Annotated in this window: 7 protein-coding genes; 4 read left to right on the top strand and 3 right to left on the bottom strand. The window is 36.5% G+C overall.

Annotated features, from left to right (window positions below; translation table 11 throughout):
- The first annotated feature begins 140 nt into the window (after positions 1-140).
- Both aroB and F0365_RS12830 read left to right on the top strand, forming a co-directional pair.
- Positions 141-1,205: a 3-dehydroquinate synthase gene (gene aroB, locus F0365_RS12835; protein WP_169934058.1), complete on the top strand. Its 1,065-nt coding sequence runs from the start codon at positions 141-143 to the stop codon at positions 1,203-1,205.
- A gap of 77 nt (positions 1,206-1,282) precedes the next feature.
- Positions 1,283-1,588, top strand: coding sequence for a hypothetical protein (locus tag F0365_RS12830; RefSeq protein ID WP_169934057.1), 306 nt, complete (start codon positions 1,283-1,285; stop codon positions 1,586-1,588).
- Positions 1,589-1,995: 407 nt separating this feature from the next.
- Here F0365_RS12830 and sucC read toward each other — a convergent pair whose 3' ends face one another.
- Positions 1,996-3,192: an ADP-forming succinate--CoA ligase subunit beta gene (gene sucC / locus F0365_RS12825; protein ID WP_169934056.1), complete on the bottom strand. Its 1,197-nt coding sequence runs from the start codon at positions 3,190-3,192 to the stop codon at positions 1,996-1,998.
- 200 nt (positions 3,193-3,392) lie between these two features.
- On the opposite strand from sucC, the gene lysA reads away from it, so the two are divergent.
- Together lysA and F0365_RS12815 are read left to right on the top strand one after the other, a co-directional pair.
- A complete protein-coding gene (lysA, locus tag F0365_RS12820) occupies positions 3,393-4,616 on the top strand; it encodes a diaminopimelate decarboxylase (protein WP_169934055.1) in 1,224 nt (407 codons plus the stop codon).
- Positions 4,617-5,024: 408 nt separating this feature from the next.
- Positions 5,025-5,900 carry a DUF808 domain-containing protein gene (locus tag F0365_RS12815; protein ID WP_169934054.1) on the top strand — a complete coding sequence of 292 codons (876 nt, stop codon included), beginning with the start codon at positions 5,025-5,027 and terminating at the stop codon, positions 5,898-5,900.
- A gap of 291 nt (positions 5,901-6,191) precedes the next feature.
- Here the strand turns inward: F0365_RS12815 and F0365_RS12810 are convergent, their stop codons facing one another.
- A complete protein-coding gene (locus F0365_RS12810) occupies positions 6,192-10,826 on the bottom strand; it encodes a LamG-like jellyroll fold domain-containing protein (RefSeq protein WP_169934053.1) in 4,635 nt (1,544 codons plus the stop codon).
- A gap of 406 nt (positions 10,827-11,232) precedes the next feature.
- The gene (locus F0365_RS12805; protein ID WP_169934052.1) at positions 11,233-15,879 is read right to left on the bottom strand and encodes a LamG-like jellyroll fold domain-containing protein; all 4,647 of its coding nucleotides are present in this window, start codon (positions 15,877-15,879) and stop codon (positions 11,233-11,235) included.
- Between the last annotated feature and the right edge of the window lie 82 nt (positions 15,880-15,961).

Below are 15,961 nucleotides of genomic sequence, written 5' to 3'. Positions count from 1 at the left end.
GTACAAATATAATTTCGAAATTGGTTTTATTTAATCATATAGACGCTACTTTTGGTAAATCATAACATATATTCCAGGTGTATGATGTTCTCGCTTTCGCGAAAGCGTACTTATCATCAAACCTATAACCTTATTTTTTAATGAAGTCCATTTTAAACTCCAATTACAGCATACATTTTCAAGAAGATACGTATCTGAATCTCAATAAATATATAGCTTCTAAAAAACCAAGCTGTATTTTTATACTTGTAGACGAAAATACCATGGAACATTGTTATCCCATTCTTATGCCGCATATAGAAACAGAAGCTCGTATTGAAATCATCGAAGTAGAGCCTGGAGAAGAACACAAAAATATAGAAACATGCAGTGGCGTGTGGAGTGCGATGATTGAATTAGGCTGCGATCGCAATAGTCTAATGATTAATCTTGGCGGTGGCGTTATTACAGATTTAGGCGGTTTTATCGCTTCTACCATTAAAAGAGGCATCTCTTTCGTTCATGTTCCAACTACGGTTTTAGGTATGGTAGATGCCGCTATAGGTGGTAAAAATGGTGTTGATATAGGACATCTAAAAAATCAAATAGGTGTTATTGTCCCACCAGAAATGACCTTGATAGACACCTCCTACTTATTATCTCTAGAAAAGAGACAATTGCTCAATGGTTCTATAGAAATGTTTAAACATGGTCTTATTGCAGATCGAGCGTACTGGAATGCTATGATTCAAATAGGTGATGACTATTATTCTGAAACCTTTAAAAGTCTTATCTATCAAAGCGCCGTGATTAAAAATAAAGTAGTCAACAGTGATCCTTTTGAAAAAGGTCCTCGTAAATCGTTGAATTACGGCCATACGATAGGTCATGCTATAGAGTCATTTTGTTTATCTAATGAGCATCAGGAGTCATTATTGCATGGAGAGGCCATTGCTGCAGGTCTGTATTTAGAATCTTATTTAAGTCATGTACATACGGGACTGAATAAAAAAGATTTTGATGAAATAGCGTCTTGGTACCAGCAAATAGGATTGAAATTAACTTTTACATCATCTGAAATTGAACAAATGCTGGAATTGATGATGCACGATAAAAAGAACGTGAACGGTGAGATCAGATTTGTTTTATTGGAATCTATAGGCTCTTTTGTTACAGATCAAACAGTACCTGTTGAAGAGGTCATCAAAAGCTTTTCTTTACTTTAAAATTTAAATAACTTCAGAATATTGTTTTGTGGGTTGTCAGAAATAATATATTTTCGGTAATCCCAAACGGTCATGATATGAGAAATGTTATTGTTGATTACAAAAAGCTTACGCCAGAAGTATTGGCCATGCTAGTAGAAAAATATCCTGATGGATATGGTGATGATGATGTGATTACTTTTAAAAATCATAAATATGAAACTATAGAAGCGGTAGAAGTCATTACAGAGGACACGAAGTACCTTGTAAAGATTTCTAAGCGTCTTTCTATGCAGATGGAATCTTTTGATGAAGAGGATTATTCTGAAAAAGAAATGGGCGATCCAGAAGCACTACCAGAAATTACCGTGGATGATTTAAAGAAGGCTGAAGAAGAAGATTAAACCATACCTGTTTTTGTTTGTGCACAGACGTTGTATTAGTTAAAACATAATAAAATGACTAGAGTACACAACAATCAAAAACCAATTAAAGAACATCAATGTCAAGGTGGCTAAAGTCATCATTCCTCCTGCATTTTTTTTCGCAACTTTATTTCATTTAAGTGATATCAATTTTTAATTAGAACATTTTAAGATGATGGGCTTTTTAAAAATGATGTTATTCGTAATTTTACTTACCGCTATCCTAAATATCTATAGGTTAAAAAAGCTTTAAAAAATAGAAAACACGACTACAGGCTGGCATAAAACAAGAGCAGCTTTTTATTTAAGAGTATACATAAATGGAAAAAAAATCCCATTAAAGCAAAAGCCTTAATGGGATTTTTAATTCTATATTTTATTTGATTTTACTTATTTAAAACCGCTTGTACTTTATCAGCTGCTTCTTGGAATTCAACAGCACTTTGAACATCTAGTCCAGAGTTATCAATGAGTTCTTTGGCAATTTCTGCATTCGTACCCTGAAGTCTCACAATAATTGGTACGTTAATAGCATCACCCATATTTTTATAAGCATCTACTATTCCTTGTGCTACACGGTCACATCTTACGATACCACCAAATATGTTGACAAGAATAGCTTCTACTTTATCATCCTTTAAGATAATACGGAACGCTTCTTCCACACGTTTAGCGTCTGCAGTACCACCTACATCTAAGAAGTTTGCAGGTTCTCCACCGGCTTGTTTGATCAGGTCCATAGTTGCCATAGCAAGTCCGGCACCATTTACCATACAACCTACATTACCGTCTAGATCCACATAGTTCAATCCTACGGCTCTTGCTTCTACTTCTGTTGGGTTTTCTTCTCTAACATCTCTTAACGCCTCAAGATCTTTGTGACGGAATAATGCATTCTCATCAAGAGTGATCTTACAATCTACTGCAATAATGGTGTTATTAGAAGCTTTAAGGACTGGATTGATTTCAAATAAAGCAGAGTCAGACCCTACATAAGCGTTGTATAGACAGTCGACAAACTTTGTCATCTCTTTAAAAGCTTTGCCGCTTAATCCTAAATTGAAAGCGATACGTCTCGCTTGAAAAGCTTGAAGACCGTGCGCTGGATGTATAGTTTCTGTAAAAATCAAGTGAGGTGTTTCTTCAGCCACAGTCTCGATATCCATCCCACCTTCTGTAGAATACATAATCATATTTTTTCCTTGTGCGCGATCTAGTAGTACAGACATATAGAATTCTTCTATTTCTGCCTCTCCTGGCTCGTATACATCTTCTGCAACAAGAACTTGGTGTACTCTCTTACCTTCAGCACTCGTCTGAGGAGTAACAAGATCCATTCCTATAATCTGCCCAGAAATTTCTTTTACTTGATCAAGGTTTTTTGCAAGTTTAACACCACCACCTTTACCACGACCACCAGCGTGAACCTGTGCTTTGATGACATGCCATCCAGTTCCAGTTTCCTCGGTAATCGCTTTTGCAGCGGCTACGGCTTCTTCTGAAGTTGTTGCAACTTTACCCCTTTGTATGGTAACACCATAGCTGGCGAGTATTTCTTTACCTTGATATTCGTGAAGATTCATAATTGTTCTTTAAGATTCAATTTAAGTACAGCAAAAGTAAGAAAGTGAACTTTGAATTTGAAATTATTCTATCTAAAAGAATGCTTATTTTATACACATGATATGCAGCTCCTCTAGACTTTAAACTTACTGTTAAATTTTATGATATTATTCACGTTTAATTCTGCTACTCTATTACTTTTGTAGGCTTAACTTTAACCATGAATAATCAAGATTTATTAAACATAGCCCGTGAACACGGTAGTCCGGTCTATGTCTATGATGCAGAGGTCATTGTAGCGCAGTATGAACGTTTAGTTTCCGCTTTCGCGAAAGCGAAAAACTTAAGAATTCACTACGCAGTTAAAGCACTTTCGAACATCTCAATTTTGAAACTTTTTAAACAGTTAGGCGCTGGGCTCGATACCGTGAGTCTACAAGAGGTTGAATTAGGTCTTGCTGCTGGCGTTGATCCTAAGAAAATAATCTTTACTCCTAATGGTGTTTCCCTAGAAGAAATAGAGAAAGTTGCCACAAAAGGGGTGCAAATCAATATAGACAACCTTTCCATTTTAGAGCAATTCGGTTCTAAACATCCTAATACGCCTGTATGTATAAGAATCAATCCTCATGTGATGGCTGGTGGAAATGCAAATATTTCTGTAGGACATATCGATAGTAAATTTGGAATCTCTATACATCAAATACCTCATATCTTGCGTATTGTGGAGAATACAGGAATGATGGTTAATGGTGTTCATATGCATACTGGTAGTGACATTTTAGACATAGGTGTATTTCTTTATGCAACAGAGATTCTTTTTGAAACGGCAGCCAAATTTAAAGATCTGGAGTTTATTGACTTCGGTAGTGGTTTTAAAGTCCCTTATAAAGAAGGAGACGTTTCTACCGATATTGAAGACCTAGCAGATCAATTATGTGTGCGTTTCCATCAATTTTGCGAGGATTATGGTCGTGAAATTACTATGGCATTTGAGCCAGGAAAGTTTTTAGTAAGTGAAGCTGGGAAGTTTCTAGCCGAAGTAAACGTGGTCAAACAAACCACTTCTACGGTTTTTGCGGGAATTGACTCTGGGTTTAATCATTTGATAAGACCTATGTTATACGGTTCTTATCATGGTATCAAAAACATTTCAAATCCAGAAGGACGCAATCGCTTTTATAGTGTAGTAGGATATATATGTGAAACCGACACCTTTGCAAGCAACCGCCAGATTGCTGAAATTACAGAAGGAGATATTCTTTCTTTCTCAAATGCTGGAGCCTATTGTTTTTCTATGGCAAGCAATTATAATTCTCGATACCGACCTGCCGAAGTTCTTTGGTACAACGGTACATCCCACTTGATACGTGAACGAGAAACTATGAAAGATATATTAAAGGGACAGTGTGAGATTCAACTGGAAGAATTGATACCTGTATAGTTGATTTCCTACTTTTATACAAAAGCCCATCTTATGATTGGGCTTTTTTTTGTGTTTCACTTCTTGCCTTGTGGCCGTTTTTGTTTTAAAAGCAATTTTCAAGTAGAACCGGTAAAGTAATTCCCTTTTTCATAACACGAAAGATGGTATCTAACTGTAAGTTTTTTTTAATCTAAAGATGATTTTATAATCCTAGAGGCTTATAAAATAAAGAAACTATTTAACCTTTTGAAAGTAATTTAAGGTTGCTCCAATCAGGTAAATAATTTAAATTTGGCGTTTAAAAATACAACTTTATATAATTCCAAAACTTTAATGGAATGCAGTACTTAAACAGGAAAGAAGTTACAAATTTGCAAGTTGTTGTAGGATTTATTCAAACATATTCACCGATAATAAAGATAACCCATGGCGTCAGGATTTTTTGCTTTACTAGATGATATAGCGGTACTCATGGATGACATGGCTGCAATGAGTAAGGTTGCAACAAAAAAAACAGCAGGCATTTTAGGTGATGATCTTGCCGTAAATGCCGAAAAAGCTTCTGGTTTTGTTTCTTCTAGAGAAATACCTATTTTGTGGGCTATTACTAAAGGCTCTTTTTTAAATAAGCTCATCATTTTGCCTATTGCTTTTCTATTAAGTGCGTTTTTACCTTGGGCAATAACAATTATTTTGCTTTTAGGAGCTATTTATCTGGCATTTGAAGGTGCTGAAAAGATTTATGAGTGGTTGTTTCCACACGATAAGCCAAAAATAGAAATTAAAAGTCCCAAATTATCAGAGGCCGAAATTCTAGCCTCAGAAAAAGATAAGATTAAATCGGCTATTGTGACCGACTTTATTTTATCTGTAGAAATTGTAATCATTGCATTGGGGTCTGTTTTGGAAGAAATTCTACTTATGCAAATTTTAGTGGTGTCCATAGTCGCAATTATTGCCACTATAGGAGTTTACGGAATTGTAGCCCTAATTGTTAGAATTGATGATTTAGGATGGAGATTAGTTAAATGGAGTGATAAAAAGAAGAGTATATCAAAAACGATAGGTACCATATTAGTCCAGGCGTTACCTTGGATAATTAAGAGTTTATCTGTAATAGGAACTGTCGCACTTTTATTAGTTGCTGGTGGAATCTTTATGCACAACCTACATTTTATAGAGGAGCTTCTATCGTCACTTCCTTCTCTTGTAGGTGAGTTGATCACTGGTCTGATCGTAGGAGCCATTTCCTTGGCTTTGTTTAAACTATTTAAATACCTGTTTTTTAATAAAAAGCAATAGCTAAATAGGCGTCCAAAAACTACAGCTTGCCTTGGTCAGATTTTTTAACCATTTCCATACAATGCATTCTTGAATAAACTTTAAAATTTAAAAAGTAACAGAGCCGACTGGTTAGAATTTATGCTAACTATAGGATCTTCTATTTGATATTTCAATTGGAGATAAGCAATACGTACTTTAAAGCTTTTGCTATAGGAACTTGTAAAGATGGAAAAACGAAATATAAGATAAATAAACAGCCTGTTTACTAGTGGAAACAGGCTGTTGTAATTATTATAAGTGAATCACTTTTTACTTGATGATCACTTTTCTAGTTTGAATACCGTAATTAGTGTTCATTTTTATAATGTAGTTACCGCTTGCTATGGAAGAGGTATCTATTCTAATGATTCCGTTCTGGTCGGCTACATCCCAAACTTTTAACTGTTGTCCTAACATATTGATGATCGTTAGCTCTTCGATTTCTATTTCTACAGATCTCTTGATATGTAACTCTTCTGCATCATTAGGTGTAAACACAATAATGTCGGTAGCGCTTATTTCTAAACTATCATTACTTAAAGTAGATGGATCTGAAAAGGTAATAGAGAAACGATCTTCATAAGTTCCTGCAACCAGTTGTGGGCTGGTATAAATAGCATTCATAATATTGACATAGGTGTTTAATAAAGCGTCTTTGACATATATTTCTTGTGTAGGAGCCACATTGCGTAGATCGTCTATCTTGATGCTGAACCTGCTGTTGTTATTTACTTTTATAAATAAAGGCAGCTCTGTAGTAGCATCCATAGCAGGAACTCCTTGTATTTGAAGTTTCTCATTAGGCAGCGACCAAGCCATGTCATCCATTTGCTCTTCCTGCATTCTTCCGTCATAAGCTCTATCAAATCCCGATGTTGTGTTGCCATCTATAGTCACCAACAACTGTCTGTGAATTAAGTTGGAAGAATCAAATCCCAACCTGATTTTAGAACGTGGGTCATTGACTGTATTGATATCTCCAATACTTGAAATAGGATTGCTTCCTGGAGCAGATACAAATAAACTTTGTCCATCTGACTCTTTTCTAAACTGACGCTGATCGTTTCTAAATCTAATGCTACCGCCATCATTGATTCCGGTGACAAAGAAACCTTGACCTACTGGGATAAATTGTTCTGGTCGCTTTGTTGCTATTCCTCCTTGATTGATATCTGGATTTGAAGTCCCTATGGTAGCACTACCTACTCCGCCAGAGTAGTTATAACTAGCATAACCACCTTGATAGTCTCTTAATATATGTGTGTTTCCTCCCCAGTGTTCCCAAAAATAAACAGTTCCATCTGTATCTGGGTTATCTGAGATAAACTCATGAGCATCTAAGGCACTTGGATAAGGGTTTCCTACCAAGTAGTCATTCCCGTTGTCGATATTTAGATCAATAGCTCCATTATTAGGCTTTCCTACAAAGATATAATTCTGTGTTGCTCCTGATGCTCCTGTTCCTTTCATTGTCCAGGCTTCTCCAGCAAATTGGTTGCTAGTAGGTCCTGCGTATTCCCAATTGGCATACGTATTGCTAGTAAGATTTCCATATTTCCATAACCATCTTCCTGAAATAGTTGCAGGTGTGCTAACTGTTCCTGGAGCACCATCTCTTACTGACGTTGGAGTAAATAGTATGTCTCTTGGAGTGGTTACTAAAGTTCCATCTTTAAGAACTCCCGATATGGTGTATCCATTGTTATTGGTCCCGTTAGTAATCCTACTTACTGGTGAACTCCAGTAGTTGTAATCGTATTGACTAGAAGTTCCTTGTTGATCGATTTCAATCTTTCCTGTTATAGAAGAGATCAAATCGCTATCTGTAGATTGTACCAATTGAGATTCTCCTTGAAGATCTATGGTACCGTCTAATTTTAAGTTATGTGTTATCCTAAGGCCATGATCGCTTTCCATATAAAGATTTCCTAATGGCCCTACTTCCAGTCCTAATAGCGTGTAATCTTTATTATTTGCTGTAATATTTTCATTTACAACTGCAATGTTCCAGTCTATTGATACAGTAGTTCCATTAATGACTCTTGTAGCACCTGGGATAAACATAGCGTTACCGTTACTCCAGCTGCTAACGCTATTCCAGTTTCCATCAGATGTAGACACATAAGGAAGTGGCGCAGTTTGCTCATTGATACTAAAACTATCTGGCTGGATCAAACTACCTCTATGACCGTTTCCTGAAGCATCGTTAAGGTGCGTTCCTATATAGGTATTCATATTGAAATAGGCCTCGAGATCATTATTCCAATTCAATCCAGAAATATCATTTCTACTAACTGTTTCTGGGATAATGGATCCTTTTATACCAGTTCCATCGATCTCAATTTCTTGATTCATCATAAAACGGATCTGATCCTGACTAAGAGCTCTGGAAAAAATCCTGATCTCATCCAAGTTTCCTGAAAAGTTATCGATGATGTTATATTTATCAACATATCGAGAAGCAATACAAAACTTAGCATCATTAGGAACCGTATTGGCAATATTCTGAGTAATATCTTCAATTCCATCTATATAAAGCACTGCTGTACTACCGCTATAGGTAAAAGTCACATACCTCCATACATTATTGCTTAGAGCGGTATTACTAACTATAGTAGAAGTCCCGTTATGGGTCATTGCCACGCGATTGCTATCTGTTATATAGAAATGATACCCATCATTACCTGCTGCTCTTTTAGAAACAATAGTTTTATCAGTGTTACTTGAATTGGAACCATTGGTTTTTACCCAAGCAGATATCGAATAATCACCACTAAACTCTACTTCGTCGTCCATAGCTACATAATCGTTGGTACCATCAAATAGGATATCCTTAGAGGCAATAACTTCATGAGCAACTCCAAATTTAACATAACGTGTCCCATCAAAATCATAGAAAACTTCTTGATTAGAACCTACGGTTCTCAAGAATTTTGTTTCAATACCCGTTGTAAAATTTTCATCATCGGAGACTATCATGACATAAGCATCGTTTCCAACTAGTGGTGGCAGTGATGTAAGTCCAATAGTTGATACAGAAATCTTAACTTCTGGAATATCATTGGCATTTTGGGAAATCTCTTTAAACTTCCAAGTTCGCTCTGTCACCTCTGTAAAGGTCGTTACCAGACTTGGGCCTAAGGTTACTTCTAAAGGGTCAGGAAGTGCTGTTAAAGTTGATCGTGTACTTCCCCACATTAAAAAGTCACCACTAGATTCAAAAGTACTAGGATTAGCACTATTAGTGGCATAAATATCTCCTAAACCAATGGTGATAAAAGTGAACGGATCCACACTTTTTGCTTGTTTCTGATTCAATAAAGAACAGTCATCGTAGCCTATTCCTGCCACATTATAGGTGTAACCAGTATCCGTTGAGGCGTTCCACAATGGATTTCCATTAGAGTCAAAATAAGCACCTGGGACATGTGGTAAACTGATCGCAGGAACTGGGAAAAGACCAAGAGTTATGCCAAATTTTACCGCTAGATAAGATTCTAAACGCTGGCGGTCCACATCAGGTTTACGCTCTGAAAAAGACATGATCTCCAAGATATCTCCTGTAAAACTAGGACCGAAAAACTCCGATCTACCCAACCAGTATCTAGAGTTTAAAATATCTTTAAACGTGGCAGCATTTTCTTCTCTCATCAACGCTGGATCAAGAGTTAAACCTAAATCTACCCCATCAAGATATAAATCCATACCATCTCCAGCTGCATTCAAACGCGCATTAAAAATTACTGGACGATCATAAACTAAATTTGGATGTACAATCGCCCTACCATAAGAAGTTTGAGCTCCTTGATTATAAGCAGCAATGTCTGGATAAGAACCATATCTCGCTGAAGTATCATTTATAGAAATACCTGTTACATCTTGACTTCCTGCGTTCGTAACATAGTCATCTCCTAGAAAAATATCTTCTGTAGGACGCGCTGCGCTAATGGTAGCAGTAGGATTTATAACGATAAATATATCCCTATTGTAAAAACCAGATTTACCAAACATTTGCTTGGTTCCATCAAAAGAAACTACTGGATTATAATTGACGTTATTAGTTGAGTTATCGTAATAGATAGGTCTTTCTGTACCAGAAGCAGTAGCACTGGTCCATTCAGCACTAATATTAGATGCTGGATTTAAGGAAGAAATATTGGTCCATTGACTCACTGGATCGCCATCGCTTAATCCGGCTAATGTTCTAGCATTCAACCACAATTCTAAATTCTGGCCAATTCCTAATCCACAATCGGAATAATTTTTGACTTGTTGAGTATATCCAGCAATTCTTACATTATCAAAAGCTACACCTACATCTCTGTTAGAACCGTCACTTCCAAAATTAACTCTAAATTGCACGCTGTTTTGGTTATCAAATGCTTGTGGTGGTAAATCCATGGAAGCATTGAACCAACCTCCTGAATTATCACTCCATGCTCCCTGCATAACTGAAACCCCTCCTGTAGTACTTGAATTATACCAGTTCGTAGCTTCATCATTTATTTTTCCCAACGTATACCAGTTGGTACCATCATTAGTAAACTCTATGTTCATTCCATCATAATTAGACTCCGTATAATGACTAATATCTAAAGACAATGTCATTTTATCATAACCAGACAAATTAATGGCTAGAGATGTTGCTGAAACATCGGTATCATTTTGATATCTACCTCCCTGATTACCGGAGTATTGATAACTTCCTCCATTACCTGGATGATCTCCAGATGTTCCTCTTAAAAATGAAAGTCCTCCATTATTTTGATAAGTCCAAGCATTAACTCCTGTACTATTTTCAAAGTCAGCATTATAAATAGTGACTTGTCCAAAAAGGAATGAAGAGAAAAATAAAGTGAAAACATAGAGGATTGTTTTCTGGTTCAAGTGTAAAAATGTAATCATTTCTCGAGTTTAGAATGAGAAACGCAATATTATAGCTTGAAAAAATAAAATCCAAAATTTGTACAATGCATAGCATAATAGTATTATGCATGCATAACATAAACTGCTATAATTCAATAGCTAACATTAGTTAATAATATATTAAATCACTAAAAAGGAATGTATTTCAACGAAATTGAGTGAAAAAGCCTGCATAACTCGTCGATTAACGATTGAAAATACACCCATATATATTAACTATGGTTTAAAAACAATTAACAAATGTCAATCTTTATGAACTGAAAAGAGATTATCGATGAACTACACCAGTAGTATTACTTATTTAATTCATCTTAATTTGAGATAATACAACAGCCTGTTTACTAGAGGAAACAGACTGTTGTAATTATAATAAGTGAATCACTTTTTACTTGATGATCACTTTTCTAGTTTGAATACCGTAATTAGTGTTCATTTTTATAATGTAGTTACCGCTTGCTATGGAAGAGGTATCTATTCTAATGATTCCGTTCTGGTCGGCTACATCCCAAACTTTTAACTGTTGTCCTAACATATTGATGATCGTTAGCTCTTCGATTTCTATTTCTACAGATCTCTTGATATGTAACTCTTCTGCATCATTAGGTGTAAACACAATAATGTCGGTAGCGCTTATTTCTAAACTATCATTACTTAAAGTAGATGGATCTGAAAAGGTAATAGAGAAACGATCTTCATAAGTTCCTGCAACCAGTTGTGGGCTGGTATAAGTAGCATTCATAATATTGACATAGGTGTTTAATAAAGCGTCTTTGACATATATTTCTTGTGTAGGAGCCACATTGCGTAGAGCGTCTATCTTGATGCTGAACCTGCTGTTGTTATTTACTTTTATAAATAAAGGCAACTCTGTGGTAGCATCCATAGCAGGAACTCCTTGTATTTGAAGTTTCTCATTAGGCAGCGACCAAGCCATGTCATCCATTTGCTCTTCCTGCATTCTTCCGTCATAAGCTCTATCAAATCCCGATGTTGTGTTGCCATCTATAGTCACCAACAACTGTCTGTGAATTAAGTTGGAAGAATCAAATCCCAACCTGATTTTAGAACGTGGGTCATTGACTGTATTGATATCTCCAATACTTGAAATAGGATTGCTTCCTGGAGCAGATACAAATAAACTTTGTCCATCTGACTCTTTTCTAAACTGACGCTGATCGTTTCTAAATCTAATGCTACCGCCATCATTGATTCCGGTGACAAAGAAACCTTGACCTACTGGGATAAATTGTTCTGGTCGCTTTGTTGCTATTCCTCCTTGATTGATATCTGGATTTGAAGTCCCTATGGTAGCACTACTTACTCCGCCAGAGTAGTTATAACTAGCATAACCACCTTGATAGTCTCTTAATATATGTGTGTTTCCTCCCCAGTGTTCCCAAAAATAAACAGTTCCATCTGTATCTGGGTTATCTGAGATAAACTCATGAGCATCTAAGGCACTTGGATAAGGGTTTCCTACCAAGTAGTCATTCCCGTTGTCGATATTTAGATCAATAGCTCCATTATTAGGCTTTCCTACAAAGATATAATTCTGTGTTGCTCCTGATGCTCCTGTTCCTTTCATTGTCCAGGCTTCTCCAGCAAATTGGTTGCTAGTAGGTCCTGCGTATTCCCAATTGGCATACGTATTGCTAGTAAGATTTCCATATTTCCATAACCATCTTCCTGAAATAGTTGCAGGTGTGCTAACTGTTCCTGGAGCACCATCTCTTACTGAAGTTGGAGTAAATAGTATGTCTCTTGGAGTGGTTACTAAAGTTCCATCTTTAAGAACTCCCGATATGGTGTATCCATTGTTATTGGTCCCGTTAGTAATCCTACTTACTGGTGAACTCCAGTAGTTGTAATCGTATTGACTAGAAGTTCCTTGTTGATCGATTTCAATCTTTCCTGTTATAGAAGAGATCAAATCGCTATCTGTAGATTGTACCAATTGAGATTCTCCTTGAAGATCTATGGTACCGTCTAATTTTAAGTTATGTGTTATCCTAAGGCCATGATCGCTTTCCATATAAAGATTTCCTAATGGCCCTACTTCCAGTCCTAATAGCGTGTAATCTTTATTATTTGCTGTAATATTTTCATTTACAACTGCAATGTTCCAGTCTATTGATACAGTAGTTCCATTAATGACTCTTGTAGCACCTGGGATAAACATAGCGTTACCGTTACTCCAGCTGCTAACGCTATTCCAGTTTCCATCAGATGTAGACACATAAGGAAGTGGCGCAGTTTGCTCATTGATACTAAAACTATCTGGCTGGATCAAACTACCTCTATGACCGTTTCCTGAAGCATCGTTAAGGTGCGTTCCTATATAGGTATTCATATTGAAATAGGCCTCGAGATCATTATTCCAATTCAATCCAGAAATATCATTTCTACTAACTGTTTCTGGGATAATGGATCCTTTTATACCAGTTCCATCGATCTCAATTTCTTGATTCATCATAAAACGGATCTGATCCTGACTAAGAGCTCTGGAAAAAATCCTGATCTCATCCAAGTTTCCTGAAAAGTTATCGATGATGTTATATTTATCAACATATCGAGAAGCAATACAAAACTTAGCATCATTAGGAACCGTATTGGCAATATTCTGAGTAATATCTTCAATTCCATCTATATAAAGCACTGCTGTACTACCGCTATAGGTAAAAGTCACATACCTCCATACATTATTGCTTAAAGCGGTATTACTAACTATAGTAGAAGTCCCGTTATGGGTCATTGCCACGCGATTGCTATCTGTTATATAGAAATGATACCCATCATTACCTGCTGCTCTTTTAGAAACAATAGTTTTATCAGTGTTACTTGAATTGGAGCCATTGGTTTTTACCCAAGCAGAGATGGAGTAATCTCCGCCTAACCCCACTTCGTCATCCATAGCTACATAATCGTTGGTACCATCAAATAGGATATCCTTAGAGGCAATAACTTCATGAGCAACTCCAAATTTAACATAACGTGTCCCATCAAAATCATAGAAAGCTTCTTGATTGGCACCTACAGTTTCCAGAAATATAGTTTCCACTGCTGTGGTAAAATTATCATCATCGGCTAGTATCATCACATAAGCGTCATTCCCTGTTAATGGCGGTAATGAGATTAACCCCGCTGTTAATACTGATATTTTCACTTCTGGAATATCATTGGCATTTTGGGAAATCTCTTTAAACTTCCAAGTTCGCTCTGTCACCTCTGTAAAGGTCGTTACCAGACTTGGGCCTAAGGTTACTTCGAGAGGAGCTGAAAGTGCTGAAAGTGACGCACGAGTACTCCCCCACATTAAAAAATCACCGCTATCTTCAAAAACACCTGGATTAGCACTGTTAGTAGCATAAATATCTCCTAAACCTACTGTCATAAAAGTAAACGGATCCACACTTTTTGCTTGTTTCTGATTCAATAAAGAACAGTCATCACGACCTATACCTGTTACATTATACGTGTAGCCAGGATCTAATGTTGTGTTCCATAAAGCAAATCCATTAGAATCAAAATACTCACCAGGCACATGCGGCAGTCCTATTGCTGTGACCTCAAAAAGACCTAGGGTTATGCCAAATTTTACCGCTAAATAAGATTCTAAACGTTTGCGATCTGCATCACTTTTGCGCTGTGAAAAGGACATCACCTCCAAAAAATCACCGGTAAAACTAGGTCCAAAAAACTCGGATCTTCCCAACCAATACTTGGAGTTTAAAATATCTTTAAATGTGGAAAGGTTGGCTTCTTCAGTCAAAGACGGATCCAGTGTAACCCCTAAATCTATACCATCTAAATATAAATCCATACCATTACCAGCATCATTGAGTCGTGCATTAAAAATTACTGGACGATCATACACCAACGTAGGGTGAACAATGGCTTTACCATAATCACTTTGAGCTCCTTGATTATAAGCCACAATGTCTGGAGAAGAACCATATCTGGCAGAAGTGTTATTGATAGAAATACCTGTTACATCTTGATTTCTTCCATCGGTTACATAATCATCTCCTAAAAATACATCCTCTGTAGGACGAGAAGCAGATATAGTCAGTGTAGGGTTAATCACGATATATAAATCTTCACTGTAAAAGCCCGACCTACCAAACATAGCATTAGATCCGTCAAAAGAAACTACGGGATTAAAATTAACATTGTTTGTTGAGTTGTCATGATAAGTGGGTCTTTCTGAACCAGAAGACTTAGCATTAGTCCAATCTGGACTGATATTGGACCCGGGAAGTAATGCTGAAGTATTTTCCCACTCACTCACTCGATCTCCATTATTCCGTCCCGCAAGCGCTAGCGTTTCTGTATTCAACCAGAGTTCTAGACGGTCATAAATACCAGTACCACAAGTAATATAGTTTTTAACCTGCTGAGCAAATCCAACAATTCTGAAAGTATCAAATGCTACACCTACATCTCTGTTAGAACCATTACTTCCAAAATTAACTCTAAATTGCACGCTGTTTTGGTTATCAAATGCTTGTGGTGGTAAATCCATGGAAGCATTGAACCATCCATTGGAATCTCCACTCCATGCTCCCTGCATAACTGAAACCCCTCCTGTAGTACTTGAATTATACCAGTTCGTAGCTTCACCATTATATTTTCCTAGCAGGTGCCAGTTAGCTCCACCATCATTGGTAAATTCTATGTTCATTCCATCATAATTAGACTCCGTATAATGACTAATATCTAAAGACAATGTCATTTTATCATAACCAGACAAATCAATAACTGGTGAAGTTACAGATACGTTAGTATCGTCATCGTAACTATCACTTCCCGACATTCCCGAATATTGATAATTTCCTGTTCTACCAGGATGATTTCCTGTATTACCTCTTACAAAAGAGCGTCCACTACTATTTTGATTGGTCCAAGCATTAACCCCTGTTGAATTTCCAAAGTTGGCATTATAAATAGGTACCTGTCCAAGAAGGAATGAAGAGAAAAATAAGGTGAAAACATAGAGGATTGTTTTCTGGCTTAAGTGTGAAATTGTAACCATTTTTCTATATTGTATTGATTAACACAACGATAGAGATATAATTCAATCAATCCAAAAAAAAAATAAGACAAATCATCATAAA

Source organism: Nonlabens sp. Ci31, assembly GCF_012974865.1.
In the GTDB taxonomy this organism is placed as follows: domain Bacteria; phylum Bacteroidota; class Bacteroidia; order Flavobacteriales; family Flavobacteriaceae; genus Nonlabens.
This window is presented reverse-complemented; position numbering and strand designations above follow the sequence as displayed.